Below are 17,021 nucleotides of genomic sequence, written 5' to 3' on the forward strand. Positions count from 1 at the left end.
TAAAAGTGGAAGCGTCCGGGGTGTCCCGACAAGCTTTATAATGCAAATAAGAAATCCGCTCTACATTGTAGAGCGGATTTCTTTATGTTTTATTCTTCCATTTGGAAGCTTTCTAGTGGAATATAATTCACATTTGTCTCTTTCCCGTCTTTCGCACTTTCTTCATACAGGGATAGAGTCAATGTACCGAACTGCGGTAAATCTTCTTCAGGAATATCGAGTTCGATTTCAAATGTTGACCACGCAGGTGCGCCTTCATCCACCTGGACGACCGTTGGTTCTACCTGAACGTTGTGGCCATCTTCGACACGGTATAGGAAGCTGCCTTCATAAACACGCGCTTCCCCTTTAATGACGTATTGACCGTTCTCACCCGTCACTTCGATCTCACGGAACGCCTGTCCATCACCTTCGTGCTTTTCAACATCAGATGCTTCTTCATCCGACTCTGAGGATTCATCCGTTTCTTCACTTTCAATTGTGAAACTTTCCGTCACTTGGAATGGATTCTCTTCCAGAGATTGATCATTGATCGTTTTCACAAGCATCGTCACCGTCATTTCGTACTTCCCGGGCTCTTCGATTCCTGTCCACGTTTCTTCTGCTTCAAAAGTTTCACCAGCAGCCAGTTCTTCTGTTGTCAGTTCTTGAGTGAACATTTTGTCTGCCGAGAAGGTGTACACATTTTCACCATCTGCATTTTCTACTTTGATTTCATATTTCTGGCTTGAAGAAAAACCTAGATTGACTTGTTCATCTCCGGTATTTTCAATGGAAAAGTTGAATGCAGCCGCTTCTGAAGTCGCATCAACTGTGGCATCCAATTTCAATTGATCAATCAATGATTGCATATCAGTTTCAGCCTCTTGATCTTCTGACGTTCCTTCATCCGTCTGATCCTCCTTTTCCTCACCACTTGCTTCACCGGTTTCTGAATCACTTCCGCATGCAGCTAAGGTAAGCAACATGACCCCCATCATAATGGCTAAGAACTTTTTCATTTCGCCACTCCTCTTTTTCTATTTATCTAATGAGTCGTCTTCGGATGGAAAACGTTACATTATTTATCATCTTTTCGGAAGAATCCGAAAATCCCAGTCGTTTGCACGATGTTTGTGAACGCTTGGGGATCTACATCTTGGATGATGTGCTGCAGATCATAAAGCTCATAACGTGTGATGACCATGACGAGCATGTTTTTATCCTGTTGGGTGAAAGCACCTTTAGCAGGCAGGGTCGTGATACCTCGCACCATGTGCCCGTGGATGGCTTTCTCTAAATCGGCAGCCTTTGTCGTTATAATCATAGCCGTAAGTTTCTCGTGGCGAGTATGAACCGCATCGATCACTCTTGTCGTCACATACAATGTCAACAAAGTATAAAGTGCGTTTTCCGGTTCATACAAAAGACCCGCGATAGCGATGATCGCACTATTGATGAAAAGAAAATAAATGCCGATCGGACGGTCTTTCATACGTGAAAGGACCATGGCTATAATATCGAGACCACCCGTGGATGCACCCCACTTCAATGTGATACCGACACCCATACCACCAATGACACCACCAAATACGGCATTCAGTATGATATCGGTGGATAATTGCTGGACCGGTATTAGTTCAAGGAAAAGAGTAGTAAAGGCGACAGAAATCGCGCTGTAGACGGTAAAGCCTCTGCCTACTTTATACCACCCTAAAATAGCTACTGGTATGTTAAGTATGAATAAGAGCAAACCTGTACTCACGGGTATCCCGGCAAAGTCATTCAAAATACTTGTGAGCAATTGAGCTACCCCTGTAAATCCACTTGCATAAACATTTGCTTCAATCAAGAATAAATTAAGGGAAATCGCATTTAAAATCGCCCCTAACAGAACGATTAATATACGCTTTATTTCAACTGTAAACACATGCCAACCTCCTTACCTATATCGTCTATTCATTTTTATCACCAGGCGATGGCAAAATCAAGTCAAAGATGGAAGATCCATGTAAATATATGTCGAATCTCATAGGACGTTCGATTTGTTTTGACTATCTGTGTGAATGTGCCTAAACTTAAGGTACAATCCAAAAGACAGTAGGTGACGCTAATGAATGTAAAAATCGTCTGTGATTCAGCATCCGATCTGCATCAGCAAACGTTAGAAAGACATTCGATCCATTCACTTCCTTTGAAAATCATCATGAATGAAGAAGAGTATGAAGACGGTCTTACCATCAAGCCCCAACAGGTTTATGACCGTATGCGCCAAGGAGAAGGGCCGAAAACGGCTCAGGTTTCTCCCCAGGATTTTCGTGATGCATTTTCTGAGTTTGCGAGAAACGGTCAGCCCTTCATCTATTTCGCTTTCTCCTCTGAACTATCAGGAACATACCAGACAGCCAAAATGGTTGAGGAGGAAATCAAAGAAGAATATGAAGATGCACGCTTCGAAGTCATTGATACGAAAGCAGCCTCTCTAGGTTTAGGCCTGATAGTGATGAGAGCGGCTGAACTCGCTGAAACTGGAGGAAGTTTTGAAGAAATCCTCAAGCTTGGTATGTATCATGCCACTAATATGGAACACATCTTCACTGTTGATGATCTCGTTTATTTACAACGTGGTGGCCGGGTAAGCCGTACTGCAGCCTTCGTTGGTGGAATGCTGAAAATCAAGCCTCTTCTACATATGGAAGACGGAAAACTTGTCCCATTAGAAAAAATCCGCGGCACGAAAAAAGTATTGAAACGGATGCTTGAAGTGATGGGAGAGCGCGGGACAGACCTGCAAAACCAACGAATTGCCATCAGTCACGGAGATGACCAGGAGCGAGCCGAAAAACTGGCCGAAATGATCCGTGAAGAATACGGCACTAAAGAAATCCAAATCGAATTTGTCGGCGCTACCATTGGCGCTCATGCCGGACCTGGCACCATAGCCCTATTCTTTTTGAATGACAGTTATAAATAAATATTCCCAATAAAGTGTAACCCTACTCCCCTAATTACGACTTATAAAGAAAAGCGGGAACATCCTGCGCCATTTTATAAGCCTAATTAGAGGGGGTCTTTTTATGCGGAAAAAAAGTGCATGGTTGGGAGTACTCATTCTAATCTTCCTTCTTGCTGCTTGCAGCAATGAAGACAGCCAGGAATCCACGGAAAGTAATGAGGATGCATCAACCACACAGGAAAGCAAGACAAATGGTTTATCGGAGACACCTGAAGCAGAAAATGACGCTGCCGAAGAAACCCAGGATAACCAGACAGAAAAAATGATGATCTATGAGGCGCATATCGACTTGGAAACAGATGACTATGACCAATTCTATCAAAGTTTAGAAAAACGAATGAATGAGTATGATGCTTATATGGTAGAAACCAACATCCATAAGACCGAGCGCGGCAACCGCGAAGGTCATCTTCGCCTCCGGGTTCCCCAGCCGAATTTTGACGCCCTCCTTGGTGGGTTTGAGGACATTACAGATAACATCAAGTCCAGAAACATCAACAGTCGGGATGTTACGAAAGATTTTGTCGATCTTGAGTCACGCTTAAAAGCGAAAGAGGAAATTGAAGCACGTCTTCTCAGCTTTCTGGATGAAGCAGAGGCCACGGAAGATTTGATTAAAATCTCTCAAGACTTAGAAAGAGTCCAATCAGAAATTGAAACCATTAAAGGCGAAATGAATTATTTATCGAACCAAAGTGACTTCTCCACTATAACCCTTTCCATCAAAGAAACGAAAGTCGTCGTTCCGGAAGTCGATCAGCAAGATTTAAATACTTGGGGAAAAACGAAGCAAGCGTTCTTTACCTCGATCAATGGGATCAACAGCTTTTTCTCATGGATAGCGATATTCTTCATCGGCTATTCTCCGATCCTTTTGCCCATCCTGATCATCGCGGCATTGTTCTGGTGGAGAAGAAAGAAAAAAGCTGGTTCAGAGTCCTGAATTAGTCTCTCAATGATTACGCTTTCGAATGTTTTTCATAATTCAAAAACGTTTCAACCTATTATTACCTTGTGCTGTTCACTCTCTTATAGCTGATATTGAACAGATATGCTTGAGAGCACCTTTAAGATCCACATAGATAAAGCCAGGCCCTGGGTCCTGACACCACAGGGTCTGGCTTCTGTTAATCAGTTTTTTTCTTTACGGTTTTTCAAACTGATCATGATTACAGCTAGAACGAACAAGCCTAAAACGCCGCCTACAAAACCTATGAACATCCAATTGTACCCACTGTTTTGTTCGACAATGAAAACATCTGCCGTTTCGCGTTCCATGCCGAGGCGATATGAACCATCATTTTGTTGCCGGACAAGTCCATCATGCAGTAATCCTCTCAGTTGATGATCATCTTCCAAATTCTCAATCTCCATCGTTTTCGTTTCTTCTGCATTATTTATCGCAACAATCATCGTTTGCTCCTGCTCTGTCCGTTTAAACACAGCAAGTCCTTCTTGATTGTACAATTCTTCATAGTTGCCGCGTGTCAAGGCAGGAAACTGCTCTCTCATGGAAGTCAGCTTTTCCACTCGTTTTCTCAACTTTTCATCTCCTGCCTTGAAATTCATCATTGGCAGGTTGCGAAGATTTCCACCGTCATCAAGTGGAATTTCCGAACCATAGTAAAGTTGTGGAATACCAGGTGCCGTAAACAGATACGTCAAGGCAAGCTGCCATCTTGTAATTGGGTTTTGACTATTTTCTACAGCTAGATGAGTGAACCGTCCGACACCAAAGCCGTCCAATCGATTGACTTCCTCAACGCTTTGTTGTGTTACTAACTCATCTAACGGATTACCCGCCTCACTGAAAATTTCACGGCTCTGAGCACGAAAGGCTTCCTTATCTGAAAGATTTTCAGCAATGACGATCCTATCCCCGCTAGCTGTCTGTAGTAATTCCTCAGGAACTTGAGAAGAAGAAACCAAACGGAATCCATCAACCCCTGTTTCCTCCTGCCAAAAGTCCATCGTTTCTTGGAAATATTGCTGTAAGTTTACATTCGATGTATCAAGCTTCGGCATACCGTCAATCCAACTGAGTTCACTTGCTACTTGACCCTCAGCGAACCAATCGCCTTTCGATTGTTCATCAAGCCAAGAGTGGTTTTCTCCAGTAAAACCGACCGGCAGATCAAAAATGACTTTTAAATCTCTTGCGTGCGCCTCTTCCACTAATGTCTGAGCCTGAGCGATTGTACCAAAGTGTTCTTCCACAGATTGAAAATCAGAGATTCGAAAACCATGAAAACCTTCACCTTCATTGGCCATAATCGGAGAAAGTTGTATCGTTGTAAATCCTAACTCTTTTATGTAGTCAAGCTGATCGATGATACCCTTAATATCTCCCCCATGATAAGCTTCCGGATCCTCTAAGTTCGCCCCTTCATTATTGCCCATCTCCCCATTCATGAAACGGTCGATCATTATATAATAAATGCTTTCATCTTGCCATTGTCGCTCTTCTCTTTCTGCTGCACTTACCGAAAAGCTGCATAAAAGAAAGAACGGGATGACCATGAGACCTATTACTGATTTTCTCATCATCCGTCCTCCTTACTGATAATGTGGTAACCCTTCTAGAGTATCCCTTCAAACCCTCAGCCGTCAATTCAATCCAGCACTTTTAAAAAACATCCATAAAATTGACACAAAATTTAAGTGTGGCGGCGACCCGATAGACACGACAAGCATAAGCAAAACAGCGATGTGACGGGGGTTGTCACAAAGCTGGATTGCTTATGTCTCGAGTGTCTGGGAGCCAGAACTGGATAATCTAAGTGTGGAAGTGCCTTGGGTTGACCCGACAAGCTTATGCAAAGCGTTGTAGTGAAGTGTACTTTCTTCACGAAAACGAATTGCTTAAGACCTCGAGGGGCTAGGCGCTGGAACCGGATAGTTTAAGTGTGGCGGCGCCCGATAGACACGACAAGCTTAAGCAAAGTGGCGTCCCAGCTTAAACGACAGGATTAAGCACTGGAATCTATTCTGGCTCTAATTCTTTAAATTCATTTAAGAGATGATGCATGCTTTCCATGTATATCTAAAAGGCCGCCCAAAATGGATAAGTAATTTGATTAAGTCCACACTAATCAAAAAGAAATTCATTTAGGAGGTTTCACATTATGGAATTAACACATAATCCAACCCTACTGTGGTACGTAGGGATATATGGTGTAATTATGATTTTGATGGGCATTTATTTCTCCAGAAAGATTTCAAACAGCGAAGATTTCATTTTGGCTGGAAAAGGGCTGGGTACATTTGTGTTAACAGGGACACTCCTCGCTACCTGGACAGGCAGCGGAAGTATTTCTGGTGGAGAAACTTCAATGGCCTACAGCTATGGAATTATCCCCGCTCTGCTTATGATGCTTCCTACTCTTGTAGGTATTGCCATCCTCTATTTAATAGCACCTAAAATTCGTGAATTTGGAAAATACACAGTCTCAGGTATTTTAGAAGAAAAGTACGGGAAGACATCAAGAACAATTGCCAGCATCATCATCATTCTCGCTTTTGTCGGTATTGTATCTTATCAGATGACCGGACTTGGGTTCATTTTAAACCTGACAACAGGAATTTCTGTGGAAACCGGCACGATCATCGGAGCCGTAATGATTATTTTTCTTGCTTCGATAGGCGGATTACGCTCTGTAGCACCAACGGATGCTTTGAGCGCATTCCTGGCGATTGCAGCTCTATTAATAACACTTCCGACGATTATTGTCATTGCTGGTGGCTGGGACACCATCACCTCAAACGTTCCTGCCGATCATTTGACAGCTACCGGTTCTTTATCGACCATCCAATTATTAGGTTTTCTTTTACCTTCATTGTTTTTACTGCTTGGAGACCAGAACATGTATCAACGTCTGGCGTCTTCCAGTGGCGATAAATCATCTAAGAAAGCGCAAATCGGCTGGCTCGTGGGTATGCTGATAATTTCTCCTGCGATATCATTTATCGCTTTCACTTCTCTATCAATGTTTCCAGATATCGACCCTGGTATGGCACTCATGGCCACAACTTTGGCTATGCCGACAGTAGTCGGCGGGATTTTGTTAGCTGCAGCCACGGCGTTCATCGTAACCACAGGTAACTCCTACCTATTATCAGCAGCGACCAACGTGACTTACGATATAATAGGCGAATATATTAATAAAGAAGCAAATGATAAGCAGCTGCTAAGGATGACCAAAATATTCATTATCGTGCTAGGCGTGCTGGCATATCTCCTAATCAGTTATTTCCCAACTGTCTTATCAGTTCAAATGTATGCTTACACAGTATATGGAGCCGGACTCACCCCTGCATTACTAGCCGTATTCTTTTGGAAAAAAGTCAATAAAGCCGGGGGGCTTTCTTCGATGATTGCCGGAGTGGTCACCACACTGGTTTGGGAAATCCCTTTAGCAAAACCGTTCGATTTGAACAGCGTTGTAATTGCCTTGCCTATTGCGGTTCTAGTATTAATCATCGTTACACTAATGACTCAGAATAACTCTCACTCCACCGCATAACATACAGTCCGAATTAGGCTTCAAAAAAGGGTGCGCTCCCAACTAAGGAGACGCACCCTTTTCCCATTAAATACAAACCAGAAGTCTAAACTTTGATCTATCCTCTTTTCATTCCTGAAATAAAAATCGCCCGTTAAGGCGGCATTCATACCAATTTGACTTTATACGTACGCAGCCAATGGTCAATCTGACAAAGGTGGGCAATCAATTGAGGACCTGTCATCAATTGACCAAACCAGGGTGTATCAATAGACTTCCCTTCAGATGCATTCAATTTCCTCACTTGTTCACGGTCAAAAATATCGAACAGCGGTGCGTTTGGATCGAATAAAATCTCATTCATCCACGTACAGACGGCTTTGGTATAATCAGGATGGAACGTTTTGGGGTAAGGATTCTTTTTTCTGAACAGCACTTTATCCGGAAGAATGCCACGCAACGCCTCTCGCAGTAATCCTTTTTCCTGGTTGTTATGGAATTTCATACTCCAAGGTACATTCCACACATACTCTACGAGCCGGTGATCACTGAATGGGACACGGACCTCTAAGCTCGCTCCCATGCTCATCCGGTCCTTCCGCTCGAGCAATGTCTGCATAAACCAGTTCATATTCAAATATAACATTTGCCGGTGTTTTTTTGAGTCTTCATCTTCCCCATCCAGAAGTGGTGTCTCTGCCACCGTTTCCTGATAACGTTTCAGCATATACCATTCGATATCGATGTCGTCTTTTAAATCATCCCTGACAAGAGTTACCCGTTCATTCAAGGAGCGGATCCAGGGAAAGCCTTTCCTGTCTTTATCTTCTTTCCTATAAAACCACGGATAGCCGCCGAAAATTTCATCGGCGCATTCCCCTGATAAAGCTACGGTCACATGGTTTTTGATTTCTTCACAAAACCATAGCAGGGAGGAATCGACATCTGCCATCCCAGGCAAGTCACGGAGTTCAACCGCCCGCTTCAAGCGACTGACCAAATCCTCGGTTTTTGCTTCCATTATAAGGTGGTGGGTTTGATTTTGATCGCTGACCAATTTGATGAAAGCTTCATCCCGGTCCGGTTGGAAGGCATTCTTTTTAAAAAATTTCTCCTGGTCTTTATAATCAATCGAGAACGTCTGCAACGCTCCCTTTTGTTCTTGTTCATACTGCTTAGCAGCAATTGCGGTAATAGCGCTTGAATCAACTCCCCCGGATAAGAATGTCCCGAGTTTCACATCTGAAACAAGCTGGCGCTGAGAAGCATCCATGAATAATTCGCGGACCCTAGCGACCGTTTCATCAAAATCATCTTCATGTGGGGTGCTTTGGACATTCCAATACCGATCGATCGACAGTTTTCCTTTTTCCCAAACGGCCCGGTGGCCAGGGCGCAGTTCGTGAATTTCTTTAAACACCCCTTCACCAGGTGTGCGTGATGGTCCTAATGAGAGGATTTCATGAATTCCATTAAGGTCCACTGTCGGCTCTACATCGGGATGGGCAAGAATCGCCTTCATCTCAGAAGCAAACATAACCCCATCAGTTCTGTCACTGTAAAAAAGCGGCTTGACTCCCAGACGATCACGTACCAAAAACAATCGCTCCCGATTTTTCTCCCAAATGCTGAAAGCGAAGATTCCATTCAAATGATCGACACATGAACTGCCCCACGCCATGTAACTGACAAGGACCACTTCTGTATCTGAATGGGAAGCGAAGGTCCATCCTTCAGCCTTCAACTTGTCTCTTACTTCGTCTGTATTATAAAGTTCTCCATTGTAGCACAAGATGTATTCTTCATCCCGGGCTTTCCGGATCATCGGCTGTCTGCCTCCAGCAGGATCGACAACGATCAATCGCTGATGACCGAACGCAGCCGGCCCATCCATCCATTTTTGATAATCGTCCGGCCCACGATGTTTTAACGTGTCCGCCATTTGATCCAGTATGGAAGCCTTTTTTTCTGATCTTTGAGTATGATCGATCCATCCCACAATTCCACACATCTGCCTTCACCATCCTTTTCATAGCAAATACGCAAACCATACTCCCAGGCTGGATGCCACTTTTACGAGAAAGCATTTCATCCATGCCTTTGCTTACGTTAAAAAACCCATCATGACTCACTATATGACGGTCTTATTTTCCATATGAAAAAAAGCAGAGATATGTGTTGACTTTTTGATTGAGAATGATTATCATTGTAATTGAAAATAGTTATCACCGTTATCCCCCAAGTAACGGACAGAACATCAGACAGAAAATACAGCCCCCCTTTTTTCAACATAAAAATGCTGCATGCGGAAGCCCGCATGCAGCATTTTTTTATGCCGGTAAAATACCCGCGCCTAAAAATCCGAAACCGAGAATCATGGCAATGACTACAGCTATAATCAACTGCGCCCACCAAATGCCCACTGGTTTTCTCTTCTTGGTTTTCACTGCAACCATTTCCATTGCAGCAATTGCCCAGAGCCCGATCAGCAGCTTGATGATGACGAGTACGCCATATTCATTATAGCTTGCAAACAACGAACCTCCGGAATAAAGAATGAGCAAATAAAACAGACGAAGGATCATGTGTAAGATTTTCGCTGCTTTTTCCTTTCCGCTCTTCGTAAATGATGTAACAAGGACAACAAGAATGAGGGCGATAACCCATGAGGTGATATGTAAGTGTGCCAAAATGTTTCCTCCTTTTCAAATGAATCTACGAATATGATACCACGATTGAATGATTGATTCCTATCAAAAGCTTACCACCCTATTTTCTTAATAGTGAGAAAATGAAAACAAAACCTGTTATAATAAACAAAGATTGAAATGAAATTGGAGGGATAGCATGTCTGTAATCAGCAGTCAGAACATTATTGACCAAACGCAAGAATACGGAGCGAAAAACTATCACCCACTTCCGATCGTCATCGCAAAAGCGGAAGGTGTCTGGGTAGAGGACCCTGAAGGGAATCGCTATATGGATATGTTAAGCGCTTACTCAGCGGTTAACCAGGGACACCGTCATCCGAAAATCATTCAGGCCCTCAACGATCAGGCCAACCGTGTAACGCTCACTTCCCGTGCTTTTCACAACGATCAGCTCGGTCCTTGGTATGAAAAAATCTGTAAACTGACCAACAAAGAAATGGCACTTCCGATGAACACGGGAGCTGAGGCTGTCGAGACAGCGATCAAAGCGGCTCGACGCTGGGCATATGATGTTAAAAAAGTGGAAGAGAATCAAGCGGAAATCATCGCCTGTACCGGCAACTTTCACGGCCGTACGATGACAGCTGTTTCACTTTCTTCTGAAGAAGAATATAAACGTGGTTTTGGCCCGATGCTTCCTGGTATCAAATTGATTCCATACGGAGATGTCGATGCCCTGAAGGAAGCCATCACAGAAAATACAGCAGGCTTCCTGCTTGAACCTATCCAGGGAGAAGCAGGAATCGTCATGCCTCCAGAAGGTTTCCTGAAAGAAGCCTACGAAGTTTGCCAAGATGAGAATGTCTTATTCATCGCAGACGAAATCCAGGCAGGTCTTGGCCGCAGCGGAAAAATGTTCGCATGCGATTGGGAAAATGTCAGCCCTGATATGCTTATTCTTGGTAAAGCATTAGGTGGCGGTGTATTTCCGATTTCCTGTGTTGTCGCCAACAAAGATGTCCTCGGCGTCTTCAACCCTGGATCCCACGGTAGTACGTTTGGCGGAAACCCACTTGCATGTGCCGTTTCTGTGGCGTCCCTTGAGGTGTTGGAAGAAGAGAAATTAGCTTCCCGTTCTCTAGAGCTTGGAAACTACATGATGAAAGAGCTTAAATCTATTGACAACCCGAAAATCAAAGAGGTTCGCGGGAAAGGGCTCTTTATAGGCGTAGAAATGACTGAGCCTGCTCGCAGCTATTGCGAAGAGTTGAAAGAGAAAGGCTTACTCTGTAAAGAAACACACGAAAACGTCATTCGCTTTGGACCACCACTTGTCATTGAAAAAGAAGATCTGGACTGGGCCATCGCCCAGATCAAAGAAGTCTTGAGCTGATTTATTTAAAAAAGGGTGCTGCTTCCTCATTTGAGGAACAGCACCTTTTTTAAATATATACATGTTTCATAGAACGACCGTCTGCCTCTGTTCACTTCAAAGAAACGATTTTTTTCTGCTTCCATGGCGCCAGGACAATTTCAACAAGTCCTTCTCCCCTCTCTTCCCAGTCCAACCCGGTATTTTCTTCGATATAGTATCGATTCAATCCGATTTCGACCCTATGCTGTCCGGTAGATGGATCTGACCAGTTATGCTTAGCCGTCAACACGACTTGTTCTCCATTTGGTTCCGGAAACAATGTTGAAGCTTCTACAAGCTCGTGGATTCCTTCTTCATTTTCTTCCAACAAAAGAAAGACACGTTCTCCACGATCGACGTCCGTCTCTGCCGCCCATTTGTCCTCCGGGACTTCCTCTATCTCATAGGAGAGTGTTACGTAATCTCCATAGAATGGATCGCGGGGATCGACAGGGGCTGTTTGTAATGTAATCGATTTCCCCCATAAGTCCATTGCATAATAGGAAACGGACATCAAAACAATGAATAGGACTTGCAAACTCACAAGTGTGTAAAATACCCAGCGCTTTTTCATTTGTCCTCGCCTCCTTTATGGAACGTACGTCTTTTCTTCTCCAGAAAATAACTGAGTACAAACAAAAGCAATCCGCCGACGAAGAAAAAGAGCGAGCGATTCATAAAGTCCCAGGCAAGCTGAAAGTAGGCGACGAATGTCGTCAATAAAAAAGCGACGGTCCCTTTATTGATCCAGCGGGTAACTTCTTGTTGATAGCCAGAGACGAGCCATAGCAATGCATACAAGAATAAGATGACCAGTGACAGCACATCACCGAATTCGAACCGGAACACAGGTACGAACAATAGCAGATCAATCCAGTAATAATTGGTCGAGCTCATCGCAGAACGAATGACTGCAAATACGAACAAAATCGCCCAGACCAGGAAAAAGTACAAAGAGGATTCCGTCAGTTCGCCGACATATTCGTTGCCTAGAAAGAACACTTGTAATAAAAGCATCGTAAAAATGGAAAGGATGCTTGATGTCTTGAAAATACGGCGCTTCCCTTTTTCTATCAAAAAATCATCCATAACATAAAGCAGCAGGAAGAAAGCAATCAGCCAATAGGATGGCACCCCTTCACTGAACACAAGGATGACCGCTTGAAGCACGTAACTGATACTGAACGCCATGATGTGAGGGAGCGCTCTTGTCTGTTTAACCACAGCTCCCATCCCCAGTATGAATAATAAGCCCAGCCATAAATGGAAATCCTGATAGACGATGCCACTATACAACTGTCCGACGGTCATGATAATGAGTGTGGCGTGGAAAAATGTGGTCTCCTTGAGAATCATATACAACCCGAAGCCCACTAAAGACCAAAGGAAAAAAGGAAACGCACTGAAGGTTGTATAATGATACATTTGACCGACGAGAAAAATGCTTGAACCGAATACGAGCAAAGCAATCAGAATCAAACTGACACCCACCCGTTTTGAACGCTTACGGTATACCCATTCTCCAATGATATAAAAACTCAGAAGCGAAGTCAGAAGAATGGCAAGCCGTCCGATATCAGTCAAGTACGACCAGTTGGATGCAACAAAAGTCAAAAAACCTAACCCGATTAAGATAGCCGCAAAACTCAGCAGCATCGGTTTGTTCTGCTTTTTCGGGTACCTCCCAAGCAGCTGTTCCCGTTGAGCTTCAGTAATTATTGCTTCGTCCACCCATTTTTCACTTTCCTTGATGAGTTGATCACGGTTCAAGATCCCCGCCCCCTTCGATTATGAAGCAGCCTTACTCTTTCGTTTCAATGGCTGCTTCTTGCCATATGTCAATGTCCGCCATAACCACTCAAGCGGTCCATATCGAAACCGCTTCAGCCACGCTTTACTTAAAATCACTTGCAGCGTATAGAAAGTTATCACAATCAGCACGCTTACAATCGGCGGTACCTCACCGTAAAAACCGAATCCGACAGAGTAAAAGAGGATAAAGCAAAAGATCGACTGCAAAATATAATTGGAAAGCGACATTCTTCCCACCCATGTCAATGGATGAACCATCCGCGCACCAACTTCGGTTCTGAATAATAGAGTAATCGACAACACATAAAAGATGGCAGATGCCGTGCCGCCGACACTGTCCTGCGCTAATTGGAACCACTCTGGATTGCCATATAAGTGCGGCCCTGCTTTGAACACAAGAAACAACAAACCTGTCATTACCCAAATCTTCTTAATCGTTTTCAAATGCTGGGATGGTTCATGAAGCCAACGTTTCCGGCAGACGTACATCCCGAATAAAAACATCGGGATTAAACTTAACGCTAGAAGTGGAAGGTTCATATAATAATTGGCATAGCTCCAGTCAGCCAGGTTTTGCGACCATATATCCAGAATCGTCCCTTGGCTGTAGTTAGTGATAGCATCTTCAATCGCTTGATGATTTACAACTCCCTGCAGTTGGCCTCGCATCACAAACATCGAAAAGGTAAGAGGGATTATTAGAAAGGCCAACATCCCGTAAGCCCATGCCAGTAAAGTTTTGGGCGATGTCTGGAAAAAAGCGAGTAAAATCAATCCAAGCACACCATATGATAATAAAATATCTCCATGCCAAATCAGAAAAGCGTGAATGAAGCCGAATCCCGTCAACACAAGTAACCGTCTGAAGATAACCGGTCGAAACGGTATGTCTTTTTCAACTAACCGATCCTTCATCATTTGGATGCCGAAACCGAACATGAAAGAAAACAATGTATAGAAGCTGGCCTGGAAAAATATATCAATCATCATTTGTACATTATGGCTGAGAGAAGAAGGCCAGAACTGCTCTTCCCCTCCATATATGAAATATGGAGCATTGAAAGCCGGCACATTCACCATGAAGATTCCAAGGATAGCCAGACCGCGTGCTGCGTCGACCCAATCAAGCCGCTCCGATTCACCCAGAGGTGAAGCTGTCATTTTCATATGTATTCCCCCTATGATAGTTATTTTACTTTTCTTACGTCATTTAGACAATCAAGTTTCATAAGATGTAGAAAGGAGTTTTTTCATATGCCAGCAAAAGTGGGAGCCGTCAAAGTCATATCCCTCTCCTCTTCAAGCATTTTCAATATAGGTGATGTGTACAACATGGCTCCACAAGCGTCTGCCAAAACTTTTGCTGGAGGTGGATCTTTCAATACAGGAGATGGCATCAGAATCAATCTGAACCGGGCTGACACGTTCGTTAATGATTCAGAACTTATTGATCAATCCCTGATCAATAATGCATAGGAGGGGTATAAATGAATCTCACCGTCCATCAGTCGATTTACATTCACGTCCTGCGGATCGGAACTGTTGCCAATTCGTCGATCGTCCAAATAGGAAGTTCCGGGGTCATTCAAGCGAAATCCGACCTTCTAAATACTGGGGCCTACAAAAAACCTGCTCCAGAAGCACAACCGAAAGATGGTGAAATCATTATTCCTGAACCTGGAACAGCCTCGCTTGTTCCACTTTCGATAACATAGACGGCCCCTGCTTTTCATAAAGTAGGATAGGGGGTGAGCGCATTTGAATTACAATCAATCATGGCAGATGTGGATCCAACAAATGATGCAGCAGATGGAGCAGCAGCAGAAAATGATTGAACAGTTGCAAAAAAAAATCGATCGGCTGCAGACGACGGAGCACCCACCCAAAACCGTCATAGAAAAAATCGAGTATCATTTCGATCAATTGAAAATCGAGACGCTCGAAGGAACCCTGCAAATTGGACTCACACCAAATGGCTCCGAACTATCTGATCTCGGAGATTTATATAGCAAACAAGGACAGCAACTGCCTCAAAATGATGACCAAGTACTGCATGCGTTACAAGAATACATGACATCTGATGTTCCATCCTGGATGAATCAATATGTTCGCGATCACGACATTCAGGTGAGTGACACCCATAAAGAACGAATGATCGAAGATGTTCGCAAACAATTGCCTCACCGCATGGAATATTACCGCCATGAAAATCCGGATGCACCGCCGGAAACCCTCTTTCACCAAATCAAATCAGAGGTCCAGCATTCCATGGCGCAGTACTTTGAAACTTTTCAAGGAGATGATGATCGATGAATCATATTGTCCACAACTATGGCCTGCACGTAGGAAATATTCGCGTGACAGGCGTTTCTTCTTCTTCCGTCTTCCTGATTGGTGATAATAAAACCATCCGTATGCACTCATTCTTCGACACTCCGCCAGAATCATTGATCATCGGCCCTTTTGAAGATGTAGAGGAAAATGGCCAAGTCGACGTGGTCCCTAATGATTAAACGGATGGTTTATGTTGACAACGTAGAAGTACAATCCATCGCTATTGCGTCGACATTTGAAATTGGGGATGTTCACCGGGCAGCGCCTTTTTCCAAAGTTCTGGCTGTCCAAAAAGAAGGAGCCAATTTCGTGTCTGATACATTCAACTTTGAAGATTATCCTATTTTTTCATTGAAACCCACCCCGCCCCTGGCTCCTGTCAACGTTGAATCTTTCTTTTACCAAAACCGCCCCATTCAAGTTGATGATGTCCGGATCATAGGAGCCTCCACTGCTGCAGTAGTGCAAATGGGAGGCATTGATCATATTGATTCCCTCAACTATACCAAACACTTCCGACTCCTGGAAGATGAACAATAATGGCCCAGCCCGCATAGGTTGTAATTATAATGCTAGAATCGCACCACAAAGGAGGCGATTGCGATGCCGGCTATCGTCGGTCCCATCAGTATCAACAGTGTAGGTGGCGGAGTTGTAAACTTTGGAGATTCATTCTATCTCTCCCCGAAAAGCACCTCGAAAACCAACGCAGGATCAGGAGCACTCAACACAGGCAACTGGATCATAACAAATAACGGATTAAGCTCCACCAACCCATTCGACCCGGATATTGCCGATCAGAATATCACCGCCAATGCGTAATGAAGTGTGGAAGCGTCCTGGGAGACACGAAAAGCATAAGCAACATCGCAAAGTGGCGTTCTTTGTCACATTGCGATGTTGCTTATGACCTCGAGTGTCTGGACGCTGGAACCGGACTAATGAAGTGTCGAGAGGGGCTGGGAGTCCTGCCCTTCGCAAAATGAAAACCCGGACTGAGGCGGCCACTGAAGAACTGCAACATTTTGAGCTATGCATCAAATGAAGAAGCCGAGTTGGACGATATTATCGTTCAACTCGGCTTCTTTTATAAATCAAATAAAATCACTCTTTTTTAGTGGGCCTCTATTGATTCCACGATAAACGTTCGAAGGTGACACCTGCGGGAAAAGCGCGAGCCGAAGATCCACTTGGTCAAGCGATTTTCTTGACCAAGTTAGCCGTGACTGTGGCCGTGCCCGCGGCAAGCATCCACCCCCAAACAAGTCGTGAGAAGCAACAACAAACTTCAATAGCTTCTCCAGCTTGAAAAG

19 protein-coding genes are annotated in these 17,021 nt (G+C 44.0%); 11 read left to right on the forward strand and 8 right to left on the reverse strand.

The features are described 5' to 3' along the window. Positions 1 to 89: 89 nt before the first annotated feature. Together HLI_RS04950 and HLI_RS04955 are read right to left on the reverse strand one after the other, a co-directional pair. Positions 90 to 1,001: a BsuPI-related putative proteinase inhibitor gene (locus tag HLI_RS04950; protein WP_128523569.1), complete on the reverse strand. Its 912-nt coding sequence runs from the start codon at positions 999 to 1,001 to the stop codon at positions 90 to 92. Between the two features lie 59 nt (positions 1,002 to 1,060). Next, positions 1,061 to 1,909 (reverse strand): YitT family protein, encoded by an 849-nt coding sequence (locus HLI_RS04955; RefSeq protein ID WP_128523571.1) that lies wholly within the window; start codon positions 1,907 to 1,909, stop codon positions 1,061 to 1,063. Between the two features lie 183 nt (positions 1,910 to 2,092). Between HLI_RS04955 and HLI_RS04960 the strand changes: the two genes are divergently transcribed. Both HLI_RS04960 and HLI_RS04965 read left to right on the forward strand, forming a co-directional pair. Continuing rightward, entirely contained in the window at positions 2,093 to 2,953 is an 861-nt protein-coding gene (locus HLI_RS04960) for a DegV family protein (protein WP_128523573.1), read from the forward strand. Positions 2,954 to 3,056: 103 nt separating this feature from the next. After that, the gene (locus HLI_RS04965) at positions 3,057 to 3,938 is read left to right on the forward strand and encodes a DUF4349 domain-containing protein (RefSeq protein ID WP_128523575.1); all 882 of its coding nucleotides are present in this window, start codon (positions 3,057 to 3,059) and stop codon (positions 3,936 to 3,938) included. 188 nt (positions 3,939 to 4,126) lie between these two features. Here HLI_RS04965 and HLI_RS04970 read toward each other — a convergent pair whose 3' ends face one another. Beyond that, positions 4,127 to 5,539, reverse strand: a complete 1,413-nt coding sequence (locus tag HLI_RS04970; RefSeq protein WP_164908488.1) for an alpha-amylase family glycosyl hydrolase — start codon at positions 5,537 to 5,539, stop codon at positions 4,127 to 4,129. A 581-nt stretch (positions 5,540 to 6,120) separates the two neighbouring features. Between HLI_RS04970 and HLI_RS04975 the strand changes: the two genes are divergently transcribed. Then, positions 6,121 to 7,518 carry a sodium:solute symporter family protein gene (locus HLI_RS04975; protein WP_128523578.1) on the forward strand — a complete coding sequence of 466 codons (1,398 nt, stop codon included), beginning with the start codon at positions 6,121 to 6,123 and terminating at the stop codon, positions 7,516 to 7,518. A 145-nt stretch (positions 7,519 to 7,663) separates the two neighbouring features. On the opposite strand, the gene asnB is transcribed toward HLI_RS04975, so the two are convergent. Beyond that, on the reverse strand, positions 7,664 to 9,508 hold the full coding sequence (asnB, locus tag HLI_RS04980) for an asparagine synthase (glutamine-hydrolyzing) (protein WP_128523580.1): 1,845 nt from the start codon (positions 9,506 to 9,508) through the stop codon (positions 7,664 to 7,666). Positions 9,509 to 9,827: 319 nt separating this feature from the next. After that, the gene (locus tag HLI_RS04985) at positions 9,828 to 10,187 is read right to left on the reverse strand and encodes a YisL family protein (RefSeq protein ID WP_128523582.1); all 360 of its coding nucleotides are present in this window, start codon (positions 10,185 to 10,187) and stop codon (positions 9,828 to 9,830) included. A 157-nt stretch (positions 10,188 to 10,344) separates the two neighbouring features. Between HLI_RS04985 and HLI_RS04990 the strand changes: the two genes are divergently transcribed. Continuing rightward, positions 10,345 to 11,541 carry an ornithine--oxo-acid transaminase gene (locus HLI_RS04990; RefSeq protein ID WP_128523584.1) on the forward strand — a complete coding sequence of 399 codons (1,197 nt, stop codon included), beginning with the start codon at positions 10,345 to 10,347 and terminating at the stop codon, positions 11,539 to 11,541. Between the two features lie 91 nt (positions 11,542 to 11,632). On the opposite strand, the gene HLI_RS04995 is transcribed toward HLI_RS04990, so the two are convergent. The 3 genes from HLI_RS04995 to HLI_RS05005 are packed head-to-tail and all read right to left on the reverse strand — an operon-like array spanning position 11,633 to position 14,541. Next, complete coding sequence (locus HLI_RS04995; RefSeq protein WP_128523586.1) at positions 11,633 to 12,136, reverse strand: GDYXXLXY domain-containing protein; 504 nt, start codon at positions 12,134 to 12,136, stop codon at positions 11,633 to 11,635. Next, complete coding sequence (locus HLI_RS05000) at positions 12,133 to 13,332, reverse strand: DUF2157 domain-containing protein (protein WP_128523588.1); 1,200 nt, start codon at positions 13,330 to 13,332, stop codon at positions 12,133 to 12,135. The genes HLI_RS04995 and HLI_RS05000 overlap by 4 nt, the downstream gene beginning before the upstream one ends. 18 nt (positions 13,333 to 13,350) lie before the next feature. Beyond that, positions 13,351 to 14,541, reverse strand: a complete 1,191-nt coding sequence (locus HLI_RS05005; RefSeq protein WP_128523590.1) for a DUF418 domain-containing protein — start codon at positions 14,539 to 14,541, stop codon at positions 13,351 to 13,353. A gap of 87 nt (positions 14,542 to 14,628) precedes the next feature. Here HLI_RS05005 and HLI_RS05010 point away from each other — a divergent pair, with 87 nt between their 5' ends. The 7 genes from HLI_RS05010 (at position 14,629) to HLI_RS21500 (ending at position 17,017) form a co-directional block, all read left to right on the forward strand. After that, the gene (locus HLI_RS05010; RefSeq protein WP_128523592.1) at positions 14,629 to 14,850 is read left to right on the forward strand and encodes a spore germination protein; all 222 of its coding nucleotides are present in this window, start codon (positions 14,629 to 14,631) and stop codon (positions 14,848 to 14,850) included. Positions 14,851 to 14,861: 11 nt separating this feature from the next. Continuing rightward, complete coding sequence (locus HLI_RS05015) at positions 14,862 to 15,089, forward strand: spore germination protein GerPB (RefSeq protein ID WP_128523594.1); 228 nt, start codon at positions 14,862 to 14,864, stop codon at positions 15,087 to 15,089. 43 nt (positions 15,090 to 15,132) lie between these two features. After that, the gene (gene gerPC, locus HLI_RS05020) at positions 15,133 to 15,687 is read left to right on the forward strand and encodes a spore germination protein GerPC (RefSeq protein ID WP_128523596.1); all 555 of its coding nucleotides are present in this window, start codon (positions 15,133 to 15,135) and stop codon (positions 15,685 to 15,687) included. Beyond that, positions 15,684 to 15,887, forward strand: coding sequence for a spore gernimation protein GerPD (locus HLI_RS05025; RefSeq protein ID WP_128523598.1), 204 nt, complete (start codon positions 15,684 to 15,686; stop codon positions 15,885 to 15,887). The genes gerPC and HLI_RS05025 overlap by 4 nt, the downstream gene beginning before the upstream one ends. Then, on the forward strand, positions 15,856 to 16,248 hold the full coding sequence (locus HLI_RS05030; RefSeq protein ID WP_241655937.1) for a spore germination protein GerPE: 393 nt from the start codon (positions 15,856 to 15,858) through the stop codon (positions 16,246 to 16,248). The genes HLI_RS05025 and HLI_RS05030 overlap by 32 nt, the downstream gene beginning before the upstream one ends. 63 nt (positions 16,249 to 16,311) lie before the next feature. After that, positions 16,312 to 16,530, forward strand: coding sequence for a spore germination protein (locus tag HLI_RS05035; RefSeq protein WP_128523600.1), 219 nt, complete (start codon positions 16,312 to 16,314; stop codon positions 16,528 to 16,530). 331 nt (positions 16,531 to 16,861) lie between these two features. Continuing rightward, positions 16,862 to 17,017: a hypothetical protein gene (locus tag HLI_RS21500; protein ID WP_164908489.1), complete on the forward strand. Its 156-nt coding sequence runs from the start codon at positions 16,862 to 16,864 to the stop codon at positions 17,015 to 17,017. The last annotated feature ends 4 nt before the right edge of the window (positions 17,018 to 17,021 follow it).

This window comes from Halobacillus litoralis (genome assembly GCF_004101865.1).
Taxonomy (GTDB): Bacteria; Bacillota; Bacilli; order Bacillales; family Halobacillaceae; genus Halobacillus; species Halobacillus litoralis_A.

Bases quoted from the DNA above. Each gene is read 5' to 3' on its own strand.
- HLI_RS04950 (WP_128523569.1), bottom strand. From the start codon at position 1,001: ATGAAAAAGTTCTTAGCCATTATGATGGGGGTCATGTTGCTTACCTTA.
- HLI_RS04960 (WP_128523573.1), top strand. From the start codon at position 2,093: ATGAATGTAAAAATCGTCTGTGATTCAGCATCCGATCTGCATCAGCAA.
- HLI_RS04965 (WP_128523575.1), top strand. From the start codon at position 3,057: ATGCGGAAAAAAAGTGCATGGTTGGGAGTACTCATTCTAATCTTCCTT.
- HLI_RS04970 (WP_164908488.1), bottom strand. From the start codon at position 5,539: ATGAGAAAATCAGTAATAGGTCTCATGGTCATCCCGTTCTTTCTTTTA.
- HLI_RS04975 (WP_128523578.1), top strand. From the start codon at position 6,121: ATGGAATTAACACATAATCCAACCCTACTGTGGTACGTAGGGATATAT.
- asnB (WP_128523580.1), bottom strand. From the start codon at position 9,508: ATGTGTGGAATTGTGGGATGGATCGATCATACTCAAAGATCAGAAAAA.
- HLI_RS04990 (WP_128523584.1), top strand. From the start codon at position 10,345: ATGTCTGTAATCAGCAGTCAGAACATTATTGACCAAACGCAAGAATAC.
- HLI_RS04995 (WP_128523586.1), bottom strand. From the start codon at position 12,136: ATGAAAAAGCGCTGGGTATTTTACACACTTGTGAGTTTGCAAGTCCTA.
- HLI_RS05005 (WP_128523590.1), bottom strand. From the start codon at position 14,541: ATGAAAATGACAGCTTCACCTCTGGGTGAATCGGAGCGGCTTGATTGG.
- HLI_RS05010 (WP_128523592.1), top strand. From the start codon at position 14,629: ATGCCAGCAAAAGTGGGAGCCGTCAAAGTCATATCCCTCTCCTCTTCA.
- HLI_RS05015 (WP_128523594.1), top strand. From the start codon at position 14,862: ATGAATCTCACCGTCCATCAGTCGATTTACATTCACGTCCTGCGGATC.
- HLI_RS05025 (WP_128523598.1), top strand. From the start codon at position 15,684: ATGAATCATATTGTCCACAACTATGGCCTGCACGTAGGAAATATTCGC.
- HLI_RS05030 (WP_241655937.1), top strand. From the start codon at position 15,856: ATGGCCAAGTCGACGTGGTCCCTAATGATTAAACGGATGGTTTATGTT.
- HLI_RS05035 (WP_128523600.1), top strand. From the start codon at position 16,312: ATGCCGGCTATCGTCGGTCCCATCAGTATCAACAGTGTAGGTGGCGGA.